The 21,600-nt window shown below is 65.2% G+C and carries 24 protein-coding genes; 14 read left to right on the top strand and 10 right to left on the bottom strand.

Annotation, left to right across the window (positions count from 1 at the left end; all coding sequences use genetic code 11):
- Positions 1-251: 251 nt before the first annotated feature.
- From ACFSQR_RS00005 to ACFSQR_RS00055, 11 genes are all read left to right on the top strand, one after another.
- The gene (locus ACFSQR_RS00005) at positions 252-1,721 is read left to right on the top strand and encodes a DUF4080 domain-containing protein (protein WP_377726608.1); all 1,470 of its coding nucleotides are present in this window, start codon (positions 252-254) and stop codon (positions 1,719-1,721) included.
- Between the two features lie 121 nt (positions 1,722-1,842).
- The gene (locus ACFSQR_RS00010) at positions 1,843-2,982 is read left to right on the top strand and encodes an MlaE family ABC transporter permease (protein ID WP_377726611.1); all 1,140 of its coding nucleotides are present in this window, start codon (positions 1,843-1,845) and stop codon (positions 2,980-2,982) included.
- Positions 2,982-3,833, top strand: coding sequence for an ABC transporter ATP-binding protein (locus ACFSQR_RS00015; protein ID WP_377726614.1), 852 nt, complete (start codon positions 2,982-2,984; stop codon positions 3,831-3,833). The genes ACFSQR_RS00010 and ACFSQR_RS00015 overlap by 1 nt, the downstream gene beginning before the upstream one ends.
- A 1-nt stretch (position 3,834) precedes the next feature.
- Complete coding sequence (locus tag ACFSQR_RS00020) at positions 3,835-4,773, top strand: MlaD family protein (RefSeq protein ID WP_377726616.1); 939 nt, start codon at positions 3,835-3,837, stop codon at positions 4,771-4,773.
- A gap of 8 nt (positions 4,774-4,781) precedes the next feature.
- Positions 4,782-5,393 (top strand): ABC-type transport auxiliary lipoprotein family protein, encoded by a 612-nt coding sequence (locus ACFSQR_RS00025; protein ID WP_377726618.1) that lies wholly within the window; start codon positions 4,782-4,784, stop codon positions 5,391-5,393.
- A gap of 92 nt (positions 5,394-5,485) precedes the next feature.
- The gene (locus tag ACFSQR_RS00030; protein WP_377726620.1) at positions 5,486-6,616 is read left to right on the top strand and encodes a VanZ family protein; all 1,131 of its coding nucleotides are present in this window, start codon (positions 5,486-5,488) and stop codon (positions 6,614-6,616) included.
- Positions 6,617-6,661: 45 nt separating this feature from the next.
- Positions 6,662-6,979 (top strand): ferredoxin, encoded by a 318-nt coding sequence (locus ACFSQR_RS00035; RefSeq protein ID WP_377726622.1) that lies wholly within the window; start codon positions 6,662-6,664, stop codon positions 6,977-6,979.
- A gap of 4 nt (positions 6,980-6,983) precedes the next feature.
- Complete coding sequence (locus ACFSQR_RS00040; protein ID WP_377726624.1) at positions 6,984-7,625, top strand: alpha/beta hydrolase; 642 nt, start codon at positions 6,984-6,986, stop codon at positions 7,623-7,625.
- A gap of 61 nt (positions 7,626-7,686) precedes the next feature.
- A complete protein-coding gene (locus ACFSQR_RS00045; RefSeq protein WP_377726626.1) occupies positions 7,687-8,835 on the top strand; it encodes a D-alanyl-D-alanine carboxypeptidase family protein in 1,149 nt (382 codons plus the stop codon).
- Positions 8,836-8,971: 136 nt separating this feature from the next.
- The gene (locus tag ACFSQR_RS00050; RefSeq protein WP_377726629.1) at positions 8,972-9,877 is read left to right on the top strand and encodes an aldo/keto reductase family oxidoreductase; all 906 of its coding nucleotides are present in this window, start codon (positions 8,972-8,974) and stop codon (positions 9,875-9,877) included.
- A gap of 151 nt (positions 9,878-10,028) precedes the next feature.
- Positions 10,029-10,328, top strand: coding sequence for a metal-sensitive transcriptional regulator (locus ACFSQR_RS00055; protein ID WP_377726631.1), 300 nt, complete (start codon positions 10,029-10,031; stop codon positions 10,326-10,328).
- Here the strand turns inward: ACFSQR_RS00055 and pssA are convergent.
- Positions 10,325-11,104, bottom strand: a complete 780-nt coding sequence (pssA, locus tag ACFSQR_RS00060; protein ID WP_377726634.1) for a CDP-diacylglycerol--serine O-phosphatidyltransferase — start codon at positions 11,102-11,104, stop codon at positions 10,325-10,327. The two genes, ACFSQR_RS00055 and pssA, sit on opposite strands and share 4 nt — an antisense overlap.
- Before the next feature lie 135 nt (positions 11,105-11,239).
- Here pssA and ACFSQR_RS00065 point away from each other — a divergent pair, with 135 nt between their 5' ends.
- Positions 11,240-12,193, top strand: coding sequence for a CAP domain-containing protein (locus tag ACFSQR_RS00065; protein ID WP_377726636.1), 954 nt, complete (start codon positions 11,240-11,242; stop codon positions 12,191-12,193).
- 30 nt (positions 12,194-12,223) lie between these two features.
- Here the strand turns inward: ACFSQR_RS00065 and ACFSQR_RS00070 are convergent, their stop codons facing one another.
- The 4 genes from ACFSQR_RS00070 to ACFSQR_RS00085 form a co-directional block, all read right to left on the bottom strand.
- Positions 12,224-12,451: a hypothetical protein gene (locus ACFSQR_RS00070; protein WP_377726639.1), complete on the bottom strand. Its 228-nt coding sequence runs from the start codon at positions 12,449-12,451 to the stop codon at positions 12,224-12,226.
- A gap of 429 nt (positions 12,452-12,880) precedes the next feature.
- Positions 12,881-13,306: a YciI family protein gene (locus ACFSQR_RS00075; protein WP_377726640.1), complete on the bottom strand. Its 426-nt coding sequence runs from the start codon at positions 13,304-13,306 to the stop codon at positions 12,881-12,883.
- Between the two features lie 13 nt (positions 13,307-13,319).
- Positions 13,320-13,787, bottom strand: coding sequence for a VOC family protein (locus tag ACFSQR_RS00080; protein ID WP_377726643.1), 468 nt, complete (start codon positions 13,785-13,787; stop codon positions 13,320-13,322).
- Between the two features lie 84 nt (positions 13,788-13,871).
- Complete coding sequence (locus ACFSQR_RS00085) at positions 13,872-14,420, bottom strand: DUF1439 domain-containing protein (RefSeq protein ID WP_377726644.1); 549 nt, start codon at positions 14,418-14,420, stop codon at positions 13,872-13,874.
- A 158-nt stretch (positions 14,421-14,578) separates the two neighbouring features.
- Between ACFSQR_RS00085 and ACFSQR_RS00090 the strand changes: the two genes are divergently transcribed.
- Positions 14,579-15,712: a serine hydrolase domain-containing protein gene (locus ACFSQR_RS00090; protein ID WP_377726646.1), complete on the top strand. Its 1,134-nt coding sequence runs from the start codon at positions 14,579-14,581 to the stop codon at positions 15,710-15,712.
- A 90-nt stretch (positions 15,713-15,802) separates the two neighbouring features.
- Here ACFSQR_RS00090 and mnmE read toward each other — a convergent pair whose 3' ends face one another.
- The 5 genes from mnmE to rpmH all read right to left on the bottom strand — a co-directional run bounded on the left by mnmE (position 15,803) and on the right by rpmH (position 19,785).
- On the bottom strand, positions 15,803-17,182 hold the full coding sequence (gene mnmE / locus ACFSQR_RS00095) for a tRNA uridine-5-carboxymethylaminomethyl(34) synthesis GTPase MnmE (protein WP_377726648.1): 1,380 nt from the start codon (positions 17,180-17,182) through the stop codon (positions 15,803-15,805).
- A 117-nt stretch (positions 17,183-17,299) separates the two neighbouring features.
- Positions 17,300-18,970 (bottom strand): membrane protein insertase YidC, encoded by a 1,671-nt coding sequence (gene yidC, locus ACFSQR_RS00100; RefSeq protein ID WP_377726650.1) that lies wholly within the window; start codon positions 18,968-18,970, stop codon positions 17,300-17,302.
- Positions 18,957-19,235, bottom strand: coding sequence for a membrane protein insertion efficiency factor YidD (gene yidD / locus ACFSQR_RS00105; protein WP_377726653.1), 279 nt, complete (start codon positions 19,233-19,235; stop codon positions 18,957-18,959). The genes yidC and yidD overlap by 14 nt, the downstream gene beginning before the upstream one ends.
- On the bottom strand, positions 19,232-19,618 hold the full coding sequence (rnpA, locus tag ACFSQR_RS00110) for a ribonuclease P protein component (RefSeq protein ID WP_377726655.1): 387 nt from the start codon (positions 19,616-19,618) through the stop codon (positions 19,232-19,234). Before rnpA ends, yidD begins: the two co-directional genes overlap by 4 nt.
- 32 nt (positions 19,619-19,650) lie before the next feature.
- The gene (gene rpmH / locus ACFSQR_RS00115) at positions 19,651-19,785 is read right to left on the bottom strand and encodes a 50S ribosomal protein L34 (protein WP_040378179.1); all 135 of its coding nucleotides are present in this window, start codon (positions 19,783-19,785) and stop codon (positions 19,651-19,653) included.
- Between the two features lie 310 nt (positions 19,786-20,095).
- On the opposite strand from rpmH, the gene dnaA reads away from it, so the two are divergent.
- Positions 20,096-21,478: a chromosomal replication initiator protein DnaA gene (gene dnaA, locus ACFSQR_RS00120; RefSeq protein ID WP_377726657.1), complete on the top strand. Its 1,383-nt coding sequence runs from the start codon at positions 20,096-20,098 to the stop codon at positions 21,476-21,478.
- Positions 21,479-21,600 lie beyond the last annotated feature (122 nt).

Consider the following 21,600-nt stretch of genomic DNA (forward strand, 5'->3'; position numbering starts at 1 on the left):
GTTGATTGTTAAAGAACTTGAATTCGGTACTGCTTGCTACTTGTCGACAAAGCGTTGTGTTTGTCAGCAGCAGAGAAGAGAGAGTATGAAGCGTTTGGTGCGTCTCGTCAACCCCTTCTTTTCTACCGTTTTCACTGTTGCGTGTGCATCAGTTGTCGCGGCAGGGGCAGAACTATAGCAAACGATGCTGCGGCGCGCAAGACGAAGGCGCGTAAAATACGCGCCTCGCACATGCATCCCCTTTCCGCTTCATGACCATCCTGCTCAGCACACTCAATTCGCGCTACTCCCACGCCTCGCTGGGGCTGCGCTACCTGCTCGCCAACATGGGTGACCTGCAGGAGCGCACGCGCCTCGAGGAGTTCGTGATCGGGGCGAAGACAACCGAAGTGGTAGAGCGCATTCTTGCCCACGAGCCGGCGATCGTCGGTTTGGGTGTCTATATATGGAATGTCGAAGACACGACGCGCGTCGTCGCCATGCTCAAGCGCGTCGCGCCGCACATCGTTGTCGTCCTGGGCGGGCCGGAGGTGTCTTATGAGACTGGCGAGCAGGCCATCGTGAAGCTGGCCGACTATGTAGTCACCGGCTGGGGTGACGTCACCTTCCCGAAACTGTGCGGCGATATCCTCGACGGCCCGAAGCCGCTGATGAAGGTGCATGCCGGCGTGCAGCCGCCCATGGTGGAGATTGCGATGCCCTACGCACTGTATACAGATGAAGACATTGCGCACCGCACCGTCTATGTCGAGGCGTCGCGCGGCTGCCCGTTCAAATGCGAGTTCTGCCTGTCTTCGCTGGACAAGACTGCCTGGCCGTTCCCGCTGGATGATTTCCTCGCGCAGCTGGAGTCGCTGTACCAGCGCGGCGCGCGCCTGTTCAAGTTTGTCGACCGCACCTTCAACCTGAACGTGAAGACCAGCCTGCGCATCATGCAGTTCTTCCTCGATAAGCTGGCGGCGGCGCCGGACGATCCGGTGTACGCCCACTTCGAGCTGGTGCCGGACCACCTGCCCGATGCGCTCAAGGCCAGCATCGCGCAGTTCCCGCCCGGGGCGCTGCAGTTCGAAATCGGCATCCAGAGCTTCAATCCCGAGGTGCAGGCGCTGGTTTCGCGCCGGCAGGACAACGCCAAAGCCGCGGACAACATCCGGTGGCTGTCGTCGCAATCGCACGCGCACCTGCACGTGGACCTGATCGCGGGCCTGCCGGGCGAGGATATCGACAGCTTTGGCGCCGGCTTCGACAAGCTGTGGGCGCTCGGACCGCACGAGATCCAGTTCGGCATCCTCAAGCGCCTGCGCGGCACGCCGATCATCCGCCATACGGAGCCGTTCGCGATGGCGTTCGATCCGTATCCGCCGTACACCATCCTCGCGACCGACCGCATTTCATTCCGCGACATGCAGCGGCTGGTGCGGTTCGCCCGCTACTGGGACCTGGTGGCCAACTCCGGACGCTTTGCGAACACCATCCATACGCTGCTGGGCGACGCGCCGTTCGCCAACTTCATGCGCTTTGCGGACTGGTTGTACGCGCACACGGATGCGACGCACCGGATTGCGCTGGAACGGCTGGTGAAACTGGTCGAGCAGTGGCTGCGCGATGGGATGTGGATGAGCGACAGGGATGCGCGCGCGCTGGTTGCGAGCGATACGGCGCCGAAGTCCGCTGCAGGGAATACGGCGACAGTGCGGCAAGTAAGGCATTTGGCGGCGTAGGCATTCGGACGCGCAATCAATGTGGTGACTTAAGATCAGGGGACGGTCCCCACGGGGACAGTCCCCGCGGGCCAACTGTGCGGCGGTGGCGGCTTCGGCGAAAAGCTTTTACACTGGTGCAATGCTTGAAAAGACGCCAACATTATCTGTGAGCAACGACGACGCCGGCCCGGCGCAATCGGTGCTGGCGACCGGCGTCTGGCAAGTCCACGCGCTGGCCGAATGCGGCAAGATCAAGTCGCTGACCGCGGTGCTGGATAGCCTCAAGCCCCGCGCGGGCATGCTGGCGTGGGATCTTACCGGCATCGAAAGCCTGGACCACATCGGCGCGCAGATGTTCTGGAATGCGTGGAACAAGGCGAGGCCGCCGCAGCTGGCGCTCTCGCCGATGCAGGAGCAGATCTTTGCGCGCATCGAGCAGGCGGGCAAGCTCCAGGTCACGGCCCCGCGCAAGCGCCACTTCCACTGGGTCGAGCAGCTGGGCGGGTCGCTGCTGTCGTTCTTCGAGCACCTGACGGGCTTCGTCAAACTGATCGGCATCGTCTCGGAAGACCTGTGGCGCTTCGCCAAGCGCCCGCGCCTTGGCCCATGGCGCGAAATCTCGGCCAATATCTATCACGCCGGCTTCCAGGCGCTGGGCATCACCGCGCTGGTCGGCTGCCTGATCGGCGTGGTGCTGTCCTACCTGTCCGCGCAACAGTTGCGCAACTTCGGCGGCGACATCTACCTGGTGGACATCCTCGGCATGAGCGTGATCCGCGAACTGGGCCCGCTGCTGGCGGCGATCCTGGTAGCGGGCCGCTCCGGCTCGTCGATCACCGCGCAGTTGGGCGTCATGCGCGTTACCGAGGAACTGGACGCGATGCTGGTGATGGGCATCTCGCATGGCTTCCGCCTGATCATGCCCAAGGTGGTCGCGCTGGCCATTTCGATGCCGCTTCTCGTCATCTGGACCGATGCGATGGCGCTCATCGGCGGCATGCTCGCGGCCAGCCTGGAGCTGAACCTGTCGCCGCGCTACTTCCTGCGCGAGCTGCCGGACGCGGTGCCGATCGCGAACTATTACATCGGCCTGCTCAAGGGCATGGTGTTCGGCATGCTGATCGCACTGGTGTCCTGCCACTTCGGCATGCGCATCAAGCCGAACACGGAAAGCCTGGGGCGCGGGACCACCACCTCGGTCGTCACGGCGATCACCGTGGTGATCCTGGCCGACGCGGTGTTCGCGATCGTGTTCTCGGACGTGGGGTTCGACTTCTGATGGGTACCCTGGCCCGCCGCGCCCAGCGCCTGAACAAGATGCCCGACGAGGACGTCGGACCACCGGTCGTCGAGATCAAGGGGCTGTGGACACAGTTCGGCAAGACCGTCGTGCACCAGGACCTGAACCTGAAGATCTACCGCGGCGAGATCCTCTCGATCGTGGGCGGATCGGGCACCGGCAAGACGGTCCTGCTGCGCCAGATGCTGGGCCTGGAGCACCCGTCGCAGGGATCGGTTACCGTGTTCGGCGAAGACATCAGCACGGCCGATGCCGGCCAGCTGCAGCGCATGCGCAACCACTGGGGCATGCTGTTCCAGCACGGCGCGCTGTATTCGGCGCTGACCGTGTTCGACAACATCGCGCAGCCGATGCGCGAGCTGCGCACGCTGCCCGAGGACGTGATCCGCGACGCCGTGCTGCTCAAGATGGACATGGTAGGCCTGGCGCCGGAACACGCCATGAAGATGCCCGCCGACCTGTCCGGCGGCATGGTCAAGCGCGCCGCGCTGGCACGCGCCCTGGCGCTGGAGCCGCAGCTGCTGTTCCTGGACGAGCCGACTGCAGGCCTGGACCCGGACCTGTCCGACAGTTTCGTCGACCTGATCCACGCCCTGCACGATGAGCTGGGGCTGACGGTCGTGATGGTCACGCACGACCTCGACACGCTGTTCGCGCTGTCGAACCGGATCGCCGTGCTGGCCGAAAAACACGTGATCGCCGTGGGCCCGACGCGCGACGTACTCAAGGTGGACCATCCGTTCATCAAACAATTCTTCCTCGGCGAGCGGGGGCAGCGGGCACTGGAAGTGCTCGAGCAGCAACCGCCGCCGGATGACGCAGGAGCCTGACATGGAAAACAGATCGCACGCCCTCATGACCGGGATCTTCACGCTGGTGCTGCTGACCGCAGCGGTACTGGCCGGGGTCTGGTTCAACCGCGACCGCGTCGAGCGGACGCCCTACATGATCGCCACCACGCAGTCGATCCCGGGCCTGAACCCGCAGGCGACGGTGCGCTACCGCGGCCTGGAAGTGGGCAAGGTGGGCGACATCCGCTTCAACACCGGCCTCGCCGGCCAGATCCTCATCACGCTGCAGCTCGACCCGGAGACCCCGGTCACTAACACCACCTACGCCACGCTCGGCTACCAGGGCGTCACCGGCATCGCCTACATCCAGCTCGACGACGACCACACCGGTTCGCCGCGCCTGGCCAGCAACGAAGAGAAGGTGGCCGTGATCCCGCTGCGCCCCGGCTTCCTCGACCAGCTCGAAAAGCGCGGCAAGGCGATCCTCGACCAGACCGAAGAGTTGACCAAGCGCGCCAACCAGCTGCTCAGTCCCGAGAACCAGCAGGCGATGATCACTGCCGTGAACAAGATCGGCAGCGCCGCCGACCAGTACGCAGCCATCCCGGCCAAGCTGCAGCCGACCATCGACCGCCTGCCGGCCACCATCGCCTCGTTCGATTCGGCGGCCAAGGATGTCAGCCGCCTGGCCGATAACTGGAACAAGGTGGCGACCGACCTGTCCGCGCCGGACGGCCCGGTCAACCGCATCTCCCAGACCGTCGACCGGGTGGGCGGATCGGTCGAAGCGATCGTCAGCGAAGTCGAGCTGCAGACGCTGCCGCACCTGGTCGACATGGCCGACGAAGCCAAGACCTCGCTGCGCGCGGTCAAGCGCACCGCCAACACCATCAACGACCGGCCGCAAAGCCTGCTGTTCGGATCGCCCGACACGCCGCCTGGGCCGGGCGAACCCGGCTTTACGCCACCGCAGAAATGAGGACCGCCATGACACGACTGCTTGCCACCATCGCCATCCTGACCGTCCTTGCCGGCTGCGCCGCCACCCGCGGGGGCCGGGGCCAGGGCAACGTGCAATTCGACTTCGGGCCGCTGCCGGCGACCGCGCCTGCTGCCGCCGCGACGCAGCTGCCGCCGCTGGTGATCCCGAACGTGACCGGGCCGGCGTCGCTGGACAACCAGCGCATGCTGTACCGGCTCAATTACGCGAACCCGATGCAGGCGCGCTTCTATTCGCAGAACCACTGGGCCAGCACGCCGCTGGACCTGATCACGCAGCGCATCAAGGCGCGCATCGCGCAGGGCGGCACCAAGGTGCTGTCGGCCACCGACGCGTCGAACGGCGCCTACCTGCTGCGCATCGAGGTGGACGATTTTGCGCATACCTTCGCGAGCACCACCGAGAGCGCGGGCGTGGTGCGGCTGCGCGCCTCGCTGTTCGAGGGCAGCCGGTTCATCGACCAGAAGACCTTTGTCCAGTCGATGCCGGCGCCGAGCGCGGATGCGTCCGGCGGGGCGCATGCGCTGGCCGCAGCCACCGATGCGGTCAGCGACGGGATCATGGCGTGGATCGGGTCGCTGCCACCGCGTCCGCGTTGAGCGCGGGCCATCCCGAACGGCGCCCTGCGGAGACAGTCTCCGTGCGGCCCCGCTGCGCTATGATGGCGTCCAACCTTGCTGATTAATTACCTATGACCGAAGCCGACGTCCCGGCACGATCGCGCCCCTCCACCGTCGCACGGGCGGCCCTGCTGGCGTACCTGTTCCTGATCGTGTACGCGAGCTGGTTCCCGTTCACGGGCTGGCGCAAGAGCGGCCTCCCGCCGTTCGCATTCGCGAACCTGGACTGGCCGCGCTACTGGACCGCGTTCGATGCCTCGGTCAACGTGATCGGCTACATCCCGCTCGGCGTGCTGGTGGTGTACTCGCTGTATCCGCGCGTGCGCGGCTTCCTCGCGGTGATCCTGGCCGCGCTGTGCGGCGTGCTGGTCTCCGGCACGATGGAGGCGGTGCAGACCTTCCTGCCCAGCCGCGTGCCGTCCAACCTCGATTTCTTCACCAATTCGCTGGGCGCGCTGGTCGGCGCCATCGTCGGCGCGGCGAGCGCGCGCACCTACCTCGACCGCAGCCGCCTGTACAAGCTGCGCATCCGCTGGTTCGCGCCGCACGCCGGCCAGGGGCTGGTGCTGATCGCGCTGTGGCCGCTGGCCCAGATCTATCCGCAGCCCTACCTGTTCGGGCACGGCCAGGTGCTGCCGATCCTCTCGGGCTGGCTGTCGCGCCTGCTGGAGATGGAGATAGACCTGGTGGCGCTGATCCGCCGGGGCGGCGCCATGACGCCGGAGCAGTACTGGCTGTCCGAGACCATCATCACCGCCTGCGGCCTGACCGGCGCGGCGCTGTGCCTGCTCTGCCTGATGCGGCGCGGTTCGGCCCCGCGCGGCGTCCTGGTCGCGGTGCTGATCGGCGCGGCGCTGCTGGTCAAGGCGCTGGCCAGTGCGATCCTGTTCACGCCCGATAACGCCTGGATGTGGGTGACGCCCGGCGCTGAGGGCGGCCAGGTGATCGGCGTGCTGATGGTGGCCGGCCTGGCGTTCGCGCCGCAGGTGGCGCAGCAGCGGCTGGCGGTATTGACGCTGCTGATCAGCCTGCTCGTTGTGAATACCATCCCGGTCAATCCCTACTTCGTTGCGACATTGCAAACGTGGACCCAGGGGAAATTCCTGAACTTTAACGGCGCGGCCCAGTTCCTGAGCCTGATGTGGCCGTTTTTCGCGATCTGGTGGCTGCTTCTGCCCGCCCATCGACTCAATCGGAGCTAAACCCGCGTATCATTGAGGTTTGGACGCAACACGAGTGGCAGCACCATGAGCGATACCCCCTATTTCAAGCACCACGTGTTCTTCTGCATGAATGTCCGCGAAGACGGCCGCCGCTGCTGCGGCGAGCACGGCGCGGCGGAGGCGCAGAAGCACGCCAAGAAGCGCATCAAATCGCTGGACATGAACGGCGAAGGCAAGGTGCGCATCAACCAGGCCGGATGCCTGGACCGCTGCGAGGAAGGCCCCTGCCTGGTGGTCTATCCTGAAGGAACCTGGTACACCTACGTGGACACCAGCGACATCGACGAGATCATCGACAGCCACCTGATCGGCGGCAAACCGGTGGACCGCCTGAAGATTTGAGTAGATGAACAAGCAAACCAAGAGATTTACGCTGGAAGGCGGCGCCGGCAAGATGGAATGCCAGCTCGACCTCCCGGCGGAGCAGCCGCGCGGCGTCGCGCTGGTCGCCCATCCGCATCCCCTGTACGGCGGCACCATGGAAAACAAGGTCGCGCAGACGCTGGCGCGCACCTTCGTCACGCTCGGCTACGCGACCGTGCGCTTCAACTTCCGCGGCGTGGGCGCCTCGGAGGGCACGCACGACGACGGCCGCGGCGAGACCGACGACATGTACATCATGTACCGCTACATGCGCGAACAGTACCCCGGCCTGCCGGTGGCGCTGTCGGGCTTTTCGTTCGGAACCTATGTGCAGTCGATGCTGCAGCAGCGCCTGGTCGCGGAAGGCACGCCGGCCGAACGCCTGGTGCTGGTCGGTACCGCCGCCGGCAAATGGCCGATGCCTGAGGTGCCGCAGGATACGATCCTGATCCACGGCGAAGTCGACGACACCATCACGCTCACGCAGGTGCTCGACTGGGCGCGGCCGCAGGACATCCCGGTGATCGTGATCCCGGGCGCGGACCACTTTTTCCACCGCAAACTCGGCCACATCAAATCGCTGGTGATCCAGCTGTGGCGCAGGCCGGGCGAGCACGCCGATTGATGTCGCGGCAGGGGGCCCTCCCCCTCCCGCAGTTGTTGAACCACTTAGCTTTACAGGACCCATGAAGAAAATCATCGCCGCACTGGCAACCAGCGTGTTGCTCATGTCCGCCTCCGTGGCGCAGACCCTCCCTCCTCCGACCGTGGCCGCGAAAGCGTGGACGCTGGTCGATGCGACCTCCGGCCAGGTAATCGCCTCGCGCGATCCCGATGCGCGCATCGAGCCGGCGTCGCTGACCAAGATCATGACCGCCTACGTGACCTTCGGCGCGCTGCGCGACAAGAAGATCACGCTCGACCAGATGGTCAACGTATCGGTCAATGCGTGGAAAGTGGATTCGTCCAGCTCCAAGATGTTCATCGATCCGGCCACCCCGGTGTCGATCAAGGACCTGCTGTACGGCCTGATGATCCAGTCGGGTAACGACGCGGCCGTCGCGCTGGCGGAAGCGGTCGCCGGCGACGAGGCGACCTTCGTCGTGCTGATGAACCGCGAGGCCGAGCGCCTGGGCATGAAGAACACCCGCTTCGCCAATTCGCACGGACTGCCTAGCCCGGACGGCTATTCCACCGTGCAGGACCTGGCCACGCTGGCCAAGAGCATCATCGAGGACTTCCCCGAGTACTACAAGATCGACTCGATCAAGCAGTTCACCTACAACAAGATCACCCAGCAGAACCGCAACCGCCTGCTGTGGATCGACCCGACCGTCGATGGCATGAAGACCGGCCACACCGAATCGGCAGGCTACAGCCTGATCGCATCGGCCAAGCGCCCGAACGGCAGCACCGGCGAACGCCGCCTGATCTCGGTGGTCGTGGGCACCAATTCGGACCAGACCCGCACCCAGGAAAGCCAGAAGCTGCTGAACTGGGGCTTCCAGAACTTCGATACGGTGCGCCTGTACAAGAAGGACCAGCCGATCGCCACGCCGGACATCTGGAAAGGCAACCAGGACACGGTCAACATCGGCTTCACGCGCGACGTGCTGGTGACGGTGCCGAAGGGTGTCGCCGCCAAGCTCAAGCCGGTGCTGGAGCGCCAGGATCCGCTGATGGCGCCGGTGCAGCGCGGCGGCAAGGTCGGCACGCTCAAGATGATGGTGGACGGAAAGCCGCTGCTGGAACTGCCGGTGGTCGCGCTGGAAGAAGTGTCGCAGGCGTCCTGGCTGGGCCGCATCTGGGACTCGATCCGACTCTGGCTGCAGTAATCGACTAGGGTGGCGTTGCGCCACCCGTCATCCCCGCGCACGCGGGGATCCGTGCCCGTAATCGGCATGGATGCATTCCCCCTACCTCGCTAACAAGCTCACAATGGATCCCCGCCTGCGCGGGGATGACAGACCGATGACCTCCTGCCCCCGCATCGCTACCGCCTCCCCCGGCCTTGAACTGTCCCGCGTCGTCGCCGGCATGTGGCGCATGGGCGAATGGGGCATGAACGTCGAGCAGCGCATCGCGCTGATCGAACAGTGCCTGGAGCTGGGCGTGACGTCCTTCGACCACGCCGACATCTACGGCAGCTATGGCGTGGAAGGCCTGTTCGGCGAAGCGCTGCGCGCCAGGCCGGCGCTGCGCGAGCGCATGCAGCTGGTGTCGAAGTGCGGCATCAAGCTGGTCGCGCCGCAGCGCCCGGATCACACGATCAAGTCGTACGACACCAGCGCGGCGCACATCATCGCCTCCGCCGAGGAATCGCTGCGTCAGCTGAACACCGACCGCCTCGAACTGCTGCTGATCCACCGTCCGGATCCGCTGATGGACTTCGACGAGGTGGCGGGCGCGTTCACGCGGCTGCGCAAGGACGGCAAGGTGCTGCACTTCGGCGTTTCCAACTTCTCGCGCCACCAGTTCGAATGCCTGAACCGCCGCTTTCCGCTGGCGACCAACCAGGTCGAATTCTCGCCGCTGCACGTGGCGCCCATGTACGACGAGACCTTCGACGGCCTGCAGGACCTGGGCGTGCCGCCGATGGTATGGTCGCCGCTGGGCGGCGGGCGCCTGTTCGACAGCAGCGACGCGAACGCGGAGGAGCTGCGCCTGGTGATCAAGGAAATCTCGGACGAACTGGGGCGACCGTTCGCCAGCGTCGTCTTCGCGTGGATCATGGCGCTGCCGTGCAAGCCGATCCCGATTACCGGCAGCGGGCGGGTCGAGGCGATCGCGCTGGCGGCGCAGGCGACCCAGTTCGCCCTCTCGCGCACCGACTGGTTCCGCATCCTGCGCGCCGCGCGCCAGGACGACATCGCCTGAACACAGGGGACCATCCCCTTTTCGCGTTAACGCGACATACCCCCTAGGGGTATATGCCCCCGCCGACGAAGCCGTCAAAAAAGAGGGGGGTATGCCGTGCGCGCCCGCCCGCAGGGCTATACTCCCCCTACCTCATCGATCGGGAGATCCCATGTCGCAAATCGGGGACGGGCCGCTCACGCCCGAGCAGAAGACCGACCTGCAGCACCGGCTGGCGCGCATCGAAGGCCAGCTGCGCGGAATCCAGAAGCTGATCGCCATCGCCGCCGAGCCGTCGGACTGCGACGCAGCGGTGCAGCAGATGGCTGCCGCGCGCAAGGCGCTGGAGCGCTGCTTCACGCAGCTGGTCTGCGCCACGATGGTGACCCAGGCGGACAATGCGCGCGACCTGGACGCGGCGCAGGAAACCTCCCGGCATATGTCGCAGATCCTCGACAAATACCTCGGCTAGTCCTCGTACACCAGCGGCGGCGCGACACCGCGCCAGCCCATCTGCCACGCGATGTTGAGCAGCAGGGTCATGCTGATGTAGACCAGGAAGAACAGGACAAAGAAGCGCTCGCGCAGCAAGGCCAGCAGCGCCAGCATCACGCCCAGCACCACGATCGCGGTCGCATTGATCTTCTGCTTGGAGCTGGGGAAGCGCACCGTGGACACCATCAGCGTGCCCACGCCCAACAGCAGTCCGATCAGCATCATGCGCTGGGTGATGGTGACCAGGGGGTCCGGCCAGGCCACCACGACGGCAGCGACGCAGGCCGCGCCCGCGGTGATGGGCATGCCGACGAAGTAGCGCGGATCCGTGCGCCCGACCGACACATTGAAGCGCGCCAGCCGCAACGCGCCGCAGGCCACGAACACGAACGCCGCCAGCCCGCCCATGCGCAGCAGCGTCGGGTGCTCCGGTCCCAGGTTGGCGAAGCCCCAGCAGTACAGGAGCAGGCCGGGCGCGCAGCCGAAGTTCATCACGTCCGCGATCGAGTCCAGCTGCACGCCAAAGGCGGAGCTGGTGCCCGTGGCGCGCGCCACGAAGCCGTCCACCGCGTCGAACACGCCCGCCAGCACCAGCAGGATGGCCGCCATCCGGTAGCCCTGCGGGTCGCCCACGTGGGCGTTGTCCACCGAAAGCACGATGCTGCCAAAGCCACAGGCAATCGATAACAGCGTCACCATGCTGGGCAGGGCGAACTTGGCGCGCGCGAGGCGCTGGCGACGGACGGTTTTCACTAGGCCTGGATCAAGAAAGATGCAATCAAGTCCATATTCTACAGGCTGGCGTGGATGGCCTTGCTCAGTTGAACTCGCACCATTTTTGTTTTCGCCTAGAATGCAATTCAACAAGCTGAACCTGGAGATATATTGATGAGCACCCGGGCACATGAACCGAACCGCTGGAAGCTGGGCGTTGCCGCCGTGCTGGCAAGCCTGCTGCTGGCCGCCTGCGGCGGAGGCGGCGGCGGCTCGAACGCGGCGCCGATACCGCCGATCGTCAGCCCGGGCACGCCTGGCGCGCCGGTTGCCACCAACAACACCGCGGTCGACGGCCGCAACTGGCTCAACTTCCGCCGCGCCCAGGCCGGCATGTCGGTGCTGACCCAGAACACTATCGTCGACAAGGCTGCGCAGGCGCACTCGGACTACCAGCGCCTGAACGACACGATCACGCACACCGAGACCGCCGGCAAGCCGGGCTTCACCGGCGCCGAGCTGAAGGACAGGTTGATCGCGGCCGGCTACAACTTCGTGGGCGAAAGCGCCTTTGGCGAAGTGATCTCGGCAACGTCAAGCAAGGACGGCTTCTACATGGCCGAAGAGCTGATCACCGCGATCTACCACCGTTTCGTGATCTTCGAGCCACGTTTCGAGGAGATCGGTTCGGGATCGGGCACCACCGCCAGCGGCTACACCTATTTCACGGCCAACTTCACCACCAATAACGGTTACGGCCCTGGGCTGGGCAACAACATCAGTGCCTGGCCGTTCGACGGGCAAACCGCGGTGGCGCCGAATTTCTTCAGCGATTACGAGGCGCCGGATCCGGTCCCGGGCGCGAACGAGGTGGGGTATCCGATCAGCGTGCAGGGCGACCTGGATGCGGTGCTGACCACGGTCAGCTTCACCGTGCGCGAGCGCGGGTCGTCGACCAACCTGCCGGTGCGGCTGCTGACGCGGGCGAACGACGGATATACGCCGCAGTCGGCGGCGGCGATCATCCCCCTGGCCAAGCTGAAGGGCAATACCACGTACGACGCGAGCTTCAGCGGCACGATCCGCGGAGTGCCCGTCACCAAGAACTGGTCGTTCACGACGAAATGAGGACCGGGGACTGCCCCCGGTTTTTGCGCGCTAGCGGGTGAATTCGGCTTCTTCGTCGAAGGCGTCAGCGCAACCCTTGCCGCAGAAGCGCTTGACGCTGTCGAGAGGCTTCTCGCAGTACCAACAGGAGCCCTTGGGCGGAAGGCTTTGCCGCGACGGCGTTGCGGCGCGCAGCGGTGGCGGCTCCGTGGCCATGCTTGCGCAGGCCATCTCAGCCACTGCATCCTTTTCCGGTAGCCCTTCAGAGATCGTTCCCATGGCTCCCCCTGGCATTATTCAAGGCAAGATTACTCCAAGGGAATATCGTTGCGATGAGAATGCGCAAATTTGGCCGACCCGCTACATGCCGCAGGGCAAGTTCTACGTCTTGCCTCAAGGTCGTGGTGCGTGCGGCCGGCTTGTCCAGTGTGCGCTGATTATGTTGACGCTGCAATACAGCGGCCGCGCAGTGTTGCGCAGTGTGCACGGTGGGACGGATGGAAGAACGGGAATGCATGTGTGCAGCTCCTGCTGACTCGGAGGGCTTGGCCAGCGCCAAGTTTCGGTCGTGAAAATCATAACAGGAGCCGGGCCGCGCACGATTCGCAACTTTGCGGAATTTGCAGAGTGTGGGAATCTGGTCAGATCGGCCTTGTTTCCAGTGCGCTCCTGTGGTGGAGCGCGCTGGAAAGCCGCGAACCGTTCCCGCTAGCGCGACGCGACCTGGGCACGCAGGCGTTCTTCCTGTGCGCGCAGCTCGGGGGTGAGTTCCGCGCCAAAGTCCTCCGCTTCGAAAATCTGGCGGATTTCGATCTCGGACTCGCCTTCCTGGAACGGATTCGGGCAACGCTTGACCCACTCGATCGCTTCTTCCTTCGACTTGACGTTCCAGATCCAAAAGCCGGCGATGAGTTCCTTGGTTTCGGGGAACGGGCCGTCGGTGACAGTGCGCTCCGTGCCCTTGAAGCGCACGCGCGCCCCTTTCGAGCTTGGGTGCAAGCCCTCCCCGGCCTGCATGATGCCGGCCTTGACCAGCTCTTCGTTGTAGTTGCCCATGTCGGTGAGCAGCTTTTCGTCCGGCATGATGCCGGCTTCCGACTCCGCGGTGGCTTTGACGATGATCATGAATCGCATGGGGTCCTCCTCCTTAGCACATACCGGATTTTTGCATCGCTTCCTGCATCTCCTGCGGCGACATGTCCCGCACGTGCGTGGCGACGGACCAGCGGTGGCCCCACGGGTCTTCCAGCACGCCGTAGCGGTCGCCCCAGAAGGTTTCCTCGACCGGCATGATGGACTTGGCGCCCGCATCGACTGCGCGCCGGAACACGGCGTCCGAGTCGGACACGTACAGGTGCAGCGTGACGGGCGTGCCCGTCAGGGTGAGCGGGCCCATGGCCTTCCACTCCGGCATCTCGTCCACGAGCATGACCATGGAGTCGCCGATGCGGATCATGGCATGCATCAGTTTGCCGTTCGGCATGGGCATGCGTGCCACCTCGCTCGCTTCGAACGCCTTGGTATAAAAGGCGATCGCGTCCGAGGCGCCATTGCACACGAGGTGCGGCGTGACGGTGTGCATGCCTTCGGGAATAGCTTTCACTTGCTGGTTCATGTCTGGAATCCTTTCGAAAGGTGGGTGTGCATGGCTACGACGAACGAAGCAGCCCGTTTTCGACAGCCCGGCGACGAAAAAAATTCAGCGGACCGGCTCGAGGGTGACCACGATCGCGTCGCGCGCGATGCGGACCCGCGTCGGGCGGAACTGCACGCCATAGCGGCGCAAGTCTTCCGGACGGAAGTTGTATACAGCGATGTCGGAGTAGACGTTGGTGAGCAGCACGTTGGCAAGGCGGGAGAGGTGCCGCTGCGCATCGGGATTGACGCCGTCCAGGCGGAACTGGTCGACGCGGGCCTCGCGCAGGCGCACCGCATTGCTGGCGTTATCCAGGAACACGCGTCCGGACACGCCGAGATCGCCCATCCACACGTCGCGCGTGAATGGCGGGCGCACCTCGATGTCGCTACCGAGCGCGATCCGCTCCGTCTCGGGGAACAGGCGCGGTTGCGGCCGGGCCAGCGTTACCTCGAAGACCTCGAGCACGCGGTGCCGGACCGGGAAGCGCTCTTCCAGACGCGACTGGATCTTTTCCAGCGGTATCGCGACATCTTGCGGGCCGACCAGGCTGGCGCAGGAAGCAAGCAACAGGCACAGCGTCAGCGCGGCGGCGCGTTTCAGGATGCTCATGGCGGTCTCCTCCTTTGTTCTACTGTACCACCGGGCTCGGCCATGGCAATAAGGAACGCGAACGGAACGGACTTCGCACAAGCCCGCCGGCTGCGGCTAGAATCGACCGCTGGGCCCGGATGGATTGCGGCGGGCAAACCAGTGTTAAAGGAAGCGGGATGCGGAAAATGGCGATGTGCGCAGTGGTATCGATAGCGGCAGCAGGAGCGGGATGTTCGAGCCTGCCGCGCGGCGGGTTCGACGAGGCGCGCACGGCGCCGATCGCGCGGGCCATCACCAGTGTCATTGCCGAGCGGCGCATGCCGGGCGCCGCCTTCCGGCTCGAACAAGGCCCGCACGTCTATGAAGGCACGTTCGGCAAGGACAGCTACCGCGAGGATGCCACTCCGGTGGCCCCGGACACCATCTACGACGTCGCCTCGCTGACCAAGGTGCTGGCGACGGCGCCTTCGGTGCTGCTGCTGGCCGAGCGGGGCCGCATCGACCTCGATGCACCGGTGGTGCGCTACTTCCCCGAGTGCGCGGGCGGCGGGCGGGACGCGATCCTGGTACGGCACCTGCTCACGCATACCTCGGGCCTCAAGGCGGGCATTCCCGCCAAGCCGGCGTGGCAGGGAGCCGATGCGGCGCATGCCCTCGCCTGCGCCGCGGAGCCGACGCACCTGCCGGGCACCTACTTCCGCTATTCGGACATCAACTACATCCTGCTGGGACGGCTGGTGGAAACCGTGTCGGGCGAGCGGCTGGACGCCTTCGCCGCGCGGCACATCTTCGCGCCGCTCGGCATGCGCGACACCGGCTTCCTCCCCCTGCAGCGCGGCTGGCAGGCACGCGTCGCACCGACGCAGGACGACCACCGGGGCGAGGTGCACGATCCGACCGTGCACCGCATGGGTGGCGTGGCCGGCGCGGCGGGGCTGTTCTCGACGGCACGCGACGTGGCGCGCTTTGCGCGCATGCTGCTGGCGGGCGGCGAGCTCGATGGCGTGCGGGTGCTGAGGGAGGCGAGCGTGCGGCTCATGACCACGGCGCAGACGCCCGCCGGGATCGCGGAGCTGCGCGGCATGGGAATGGATATCGACTCACCGTTCGCGCGGCCGCGCGGGGCGATTTTCCCGGTGGGGAGTTATGGGCACACCGGGTTCACGGGCTGCTTCCTGTGGGTGGACCCGGGGTCGCGGACCTTCTACGTGTTCCTGTCCAACCGCGTTTATCCCGATGGGGCGAGCAATATCCTCGGCTTGTATGGGGAGCTGGGAACCTTGGCGGCCCGCGCCGTCTCGGGTTCATAGGACGTCACCCCAGCGAAGGCTGGGGTCCATGCCGGGCTTGCGGCTTCGCTCGGCTCGGTATGAATCCCAGCCTTCGCTGGGATGACGGGGTTACTTGCCGATGCAGAAGCGGCTAAAGATCACGCCGAGCAGGTCGTCGGGCGAGAACTCGCCAGTGATGCTCGACAGCTGTGCCTGCGCAAGGCGCAGCTCCTCCGCAAACAGGTCCAGCGACTGGTCGTCCTGCGCCGCGTGCGCGCCGGCCATGTCGAGGTGCTGGTGCGCCGCGCGCAGCGCGATCAGGTGGCGCTCGCGCGCGAGGAACACCGACTCGCCGGTCTGCTGCCAGCCGGCGATGCGCAGCAGCTCGGCGCGCAGCAGGTCGATGCCGGCCTTGTCGTGCGCGGACAGGTAGATGTGCGTGGCGTCCTCGGCCGCGTCCACCGCCGGCTTGTGCCCGGACAGGTCGATCTTGTTCCAGATGCGCAGCACCGGCACGCCTTCGGGGAACGCCGCCACGATGCCCTCGTCGGCGCGCGTCGGTCCCAGGCTCGCATCCAGCAGGTGCAGGATGACGTCGGCCTTGCCCACTTCGCCCCAAGTGCGTTCGATGCCGATGCGCTCCACCATGTCCACTTCGTCCGTCAGCGCGCGGATGCCCGCGGTGTCGATGATGTTGAGCGGGATGCCTTCCACCTGGATCGTCTCGGTGACCTTATCGCGCGTGGTGCCCGCGATCGGGGTGACGATGGCCACGTCGGTGCCGGCCAGCGCGTTGAGCAGCGAGGACTTGCCGACGTTCGGCTGGCCGACCAGCACCACGTTCAGCCCTTCGCGCAGCAGCGCGCCTTGCGACGCCTGTGCGAATACGCGGTCGAGCGCGTCGACGATGCCGGCCAGCTGGCCGCGTGCGTTGGACTTTTCGAGAAAGTCGATTTCTTCCTCGGGGAAGTCGAGCGTGGCCTCAACCAGCATGCGCAGGTTGATGACCTTCTCGACCAGGACGTGGATCGCCCTGGAGAAGGCGCCGGAGAGCGACTGGGACGCCGACTTGGCGGCCGCTTCGGTCGAGGCGTCGATCAGGTCGGCCACGGCTTCGGCCTGGGCCAGGTCCAGCTTGTCGTTGAGGTAGGCGCGGCGGGTGAACTCGCCGGGTTCGGCCAGGCGCACGCCGGATTCGGCGCCCGCTTCGAGCACGCGCGCCAGCAGCATCTGCAGCACGATGGGGCCGCCGTGGCCCTGCAGTTCGAGGACGTCTTCGCCGGTGTAGGAATGCGGGCCTTTGAACCACAGCGCGATGCCCTGGTCGATGACGGTGCCGTCGGCTTGCGTGAACGGCAGGTAGGTGGCGTGGCGCGGCTTGAGCGTGGTGTCCGGGAACAGTGCTGTCATCAGTGGCGCCAGCGACTTGCCGGAGGCGCGCACGACGCCGATGCCGCCGCGGCCGGGGGCAGTGGCGATGGCGGCGATGGGGGAAGTGTCTGGGATCATGTTGTTGATTTTATGTGAATTCGTCGCGCGGGGTGGGCACTGTCCCCGCATGGGACGGTCCCCTTCCAACGAAAAAGCCCGTGGTGAACACGGGCTTTGTCGTTGAGCGGACCGGGATTATTTCGGTACGCCGATGATCTTTTTGGTGATGACCCACTGCTGCGCCATCGAGATCAGGTTGTTCACCACCCAGTACAGCACCAGGCCGGACGGGAAGAAGAAGAACATGACCGAGAAGATCAGCGGCATCCACATCATCATCTTGGCCTGCATCGGGTCGGCCGGCTGCGGGCTGAGCTTCATGTTGACCCACATCGAGATCGCGTAGATGGCCGGCAGGATGAAGTACGGGTCAGGCTTGGTCAGGTCGGTGATCCACAGCACCCATGGGGCGCCGCGCATTTCGACCGAGGCCTGCAGCACGTAGTACAGCGCGATGAAGACCGGCATCTGGACCAGCATCGGCAGGCAGCCGCCGAGCGGATTGATCTTCTCGGCCTTGTACAGCTCCATCGTGGCCTGGTTCATCTTGAGCGGATCGTCCTTGTGGCGCTCTTTCAGTGCCTGCAGCTTCGGCGCGACCAGCTTGATCTTGGCCATCGAGCGGTAGCTCGCGGCGGACAGCGGGAAGAACAGCAGCTTGATCAGCACGGTGAACGCGACGATGGTCCAGCCCCAGTTGCCGATGAAGTTCTGCAGCTGGTCCAGCACCCAGAAGATCGGCTTGGCGAAGACGGTGAACATGCCGTAGTCCTTGACCAGTTCCAGGCCAGGGGCGATGGCTTCCAGCTTCTTCTCGTCCTGCGGGCCAGAGTACAGGCGCGCGCTGGTGGACGCGGTGGCGCCAGGCGCCACGGCGCCCATCGGGACCACGCTGCCGATCGCATACAGGTTGTTACCCAGCTTCTTGGTAAAGATCTCGCGCTGCGCCTTTTCCTGCGGGATGAAGGCGGACACGAAGAAGTGCTGCGACAGCGCGATCCAGCCGTTGTCGGCCTTCGTCGAGTGCTCCACGGAGCCGTCTTCGATGTCGGCGAAGGTCAGCTTCTGGTAGTGGTCTTCCGCGGTGTACAGGGTCGGGCCGGTGTACATCGGCATGAACCACGAGCTGCCTTCCGGCTTGTTGCCGTCGTGCGTGATCTGGTAGTACACGGACGGCTGCACCGGTGCTGCGGTGAGGTTGGTCACGTCGTGGCGCACGTCGATGACGTAGTCGCCCTTCTTGAAGGTGTAGGTCTTGGTCAGCTTGACGCCGCCCTGCTCCGCTTCCAGCACCACCTGCACCTGGTTGCCGCCGTCGAGCGTGCGCACGCCCGGCTTGGCCACGAACGGGGTGGTGTGGTTCGGCAGCACGCCGGCCGCGCTCTGGCCGACCAGGCCGGTCTGGCCCAGGTAGGTCTTGGCGCCAACGTGGTCGAACAGCACCTGGTTCTTCTTGTCGTCCTGGCCGTCGCGGAAGTGGAGCAGCTCCAGGCGGGTGATGACGCCGCCCGCGGTGCTGATGTTGGCCTTCACCACGTCGGTCGTGACGGTGATCGTCTCGGCCTGGACCGGCTGCGCGGCAGGTGCGGCGCCCGGCACGGCCGGGGTGCCGGCGGCGGCTGGCGCGTTTGGCAGTGCGGCGGTGCCGGCGGTGCCGGCGGTGCCGGCAGCCGGCGCGGTGGCGGCAGGAGCAGGCGCAGCCGAGAACAGGGACTGGCCGCCCTTCGAGATCATCCACTCATTCCAGAGCAGGAGGAGCGAGAAGGAGAACACCAGCCACAGGAAAGTACGCTTATTGAATTCCATTGGACGCAGATTTAGAGGTGTGGTTGCAACCGCAGGCGGTTGATGGGGAATGCTTGGGCGGAACGGGGTCGACGCCGCCGGGATGCCACGGGTGGCAGCGGCAGATGCGGCGCACGGCGAGCCAGCCGCCGCGCGCGGCGCCATGGGTGCGCAGCGCTTCGATCGCGTAGTTGGAGCAGCTCGGGTAAAAGCGGCAGCTGGGCGGCGACAGCGGCGAAATCGCCAGCTGGTAGAAACGCAGCAGCGACAGGAGCAGCTTCTTCATGGCCGGGGCGCGCGCAGCGCAGGGGCGGCAAACAGCCGCGCCAGCTCGGTGCGCAGTTCGGACTTGAGCGAGGCGGTGGTGGCCGGGCCGCTCTTCTTGTTGACCGGGCCGGACAGGCGCACGATCAGGTCCAGCGCCGTGAACTGCGAGGTGCGGAACAGCTCGCGCGTGACGCGCTTGATCGTGTTGCGGGTGACGGCACGGGGAGCGAAGCGCTTGGCCACAACGACGCCCAGCCGCGCATGCGGCAGGGTATTGGGTCGGGCATAGAGCACGAAGTGCGCCGTTTTTTGGGCAGGCCGCAAACGAAAAACGGATGAAAACTCATCCGTTTTAATAATGCGGCGAGCGCGCGCGAAGTCGTGTGAACCTTCGCTAGCCATGGCCGGATCGTCCAGCGTCGAGGCCGGGAGCCTTATACTGCCAGGCGCTTGCGGCCCTTGGCGCGGCGAGCGTTGAGTACTTGGCGGCCACCACGGGTAGCCATACGTGCGCGGAAGCCGTGCGTGCGCTTGCGACGAACGACGGAAGGTTGGTAAGTACGTTTCATGGGTGGTCTCGCTTACAAGCTTAGTGAAATCGCCCAATGGTCGGGCGCAGAACCCATAATTAGACAGCAGAACGGGACCGGCTGTCAAGTTGCGCTGTGGTTTTCTGCCCGCCACCAGCCGCCGTCATCCCAGCGAAAGCTGGGATCCATACTGACGCTCGGACTTCGGTAGCTCAGCATGGATCCCAGCCGTCGCTGGGACGACGGGGGTGAAAAAATACCCCCGTCGCCTGTGGATAACTTTGCTGTTGAAGAGTAAAATAGCGCGTTCCGGGCAGCATTTGCGCGCCCGAAATCACCGCGAAGACGTATGGAAGAATTCTGGCAGACCTGTTCCGCCCAGCTGGAGATGGAACTCACGCCGCAACAATATAGCGCGTGGATCAAGCCGCTCGTTGTCCTGGACTACGAGGACGGCAAGGTGCGCATCGCCGCGCCGAACCGCTTCAAGCTGGATTGGGTGAAGACGCAGTTCGCCTCGCGCATCACGCAGCTGGCCGCCGACTACTGGGAAATGCCGGTCGACGTCCAGTTCGTGCTCGACCCGCGCACCATGAAGAAGGCGCCGACGCCAGGCGCGCCGGCCGTCCACGTGAACGGCGATGGCGGCCAGCGCGCGCCGGAAGCGCAGTCCGCGCCGGAGATCCCCGCTGGCAAAGGCCCGATGCGCGAGAACAGCCGCGTCAACCCGGACCTGACGTTCGACAGCTTCGTCACCGGTAAGGCCAACCAGCTGGCGCGCGCCGCCGCGATCCAGGTAGCCAACAACCCGGGCGTCTCGTACAACCCGCTGTTCTTCTACGGCGGCGTGGGCCTGGGCAAGACCCACCTGATCCACGCGATCGGCAACCAGGTGATGGCCGACCAGCCGGGCGCGCGCATCCGCTACATCCACGCCGAGCAGTACGTGCGCGACGTGGTGACCGCGTACCAGCGCAAGGGCTTCGACGACTTCAAGCACTATTACCACTCGCTGGACATGCTGCTGATCGACGATATCCAGTTCTTTGGCGGGAAGAGCCGCACGCAGGAAGAGTTCTTCTACGCGTTCGAGGCACTGATCGCGGCCAAGAAGCAGATCATCATCACCAGCGACACGTATCCGAAAGAGATCACGGGCATGGACGACCGCCTGATCTCGCGCTTCGACTCCGGCCTGACGGTGGCGATCGAGCCGCCGGAGCTGGAAATGCGCGTGGCGATCCTGCTGAAGAAGGCGACCTCGGAAGGCGTGACGCTGAACGACGACGTGGCCTTCTTCGTGGCCAAGCACCTGCGCAGCAACGTGCGCGAGCTGGAAGGCGCGCTGCGCAAGATCCTGGCGTATTCCCGCTTCCACGGCCGCGAGATCACGATCGACATCGTGAAGGAAGCGCTGAAGGACCTGCTGTCGGTGCAGAACCGCCAGATCAGCGTGGAGAACATCCAGAAGACGGTGGCGGACTTCTTCAACATCAAGGTCGCGGACATGTATTCCAAGCGCCGGCCGGCGAACATCGCCCGCCCGCGCCAGATTGCCATGTACCTGGCCAAGGAACTGACCCAAAAGAGCCTGCCGGAGATCGGCGAGCTGTTTGGCGGGCGTGACCACACGACCGTGCTGCACGCGGTGCGCAAGATTGCCGCGGACCGCCAGAAGAACGCCGAGTGCAACCACGAGCTGCACGTGCTGGAGCAGACCCTGAAAGGCTAAGCACCGCCCTCCGCCTCCGGGGGATGACGGAGCGAAAAGTATTGATAAGAAGTAATTTCTGGCAAAATGCAGATTACACTTTGCCAGCGCAGTAAATACACAACCTTTAACTACTGAAGGAC

Source organism: Pseudoduganella sp. GCM10020061 (assembly GCF_042683405.1).
GTDB lineage: Bacteria > Pseudomonadota > Gammaproteobacteria > Burkholderiales > Burkholderiaceae_D > Telluria.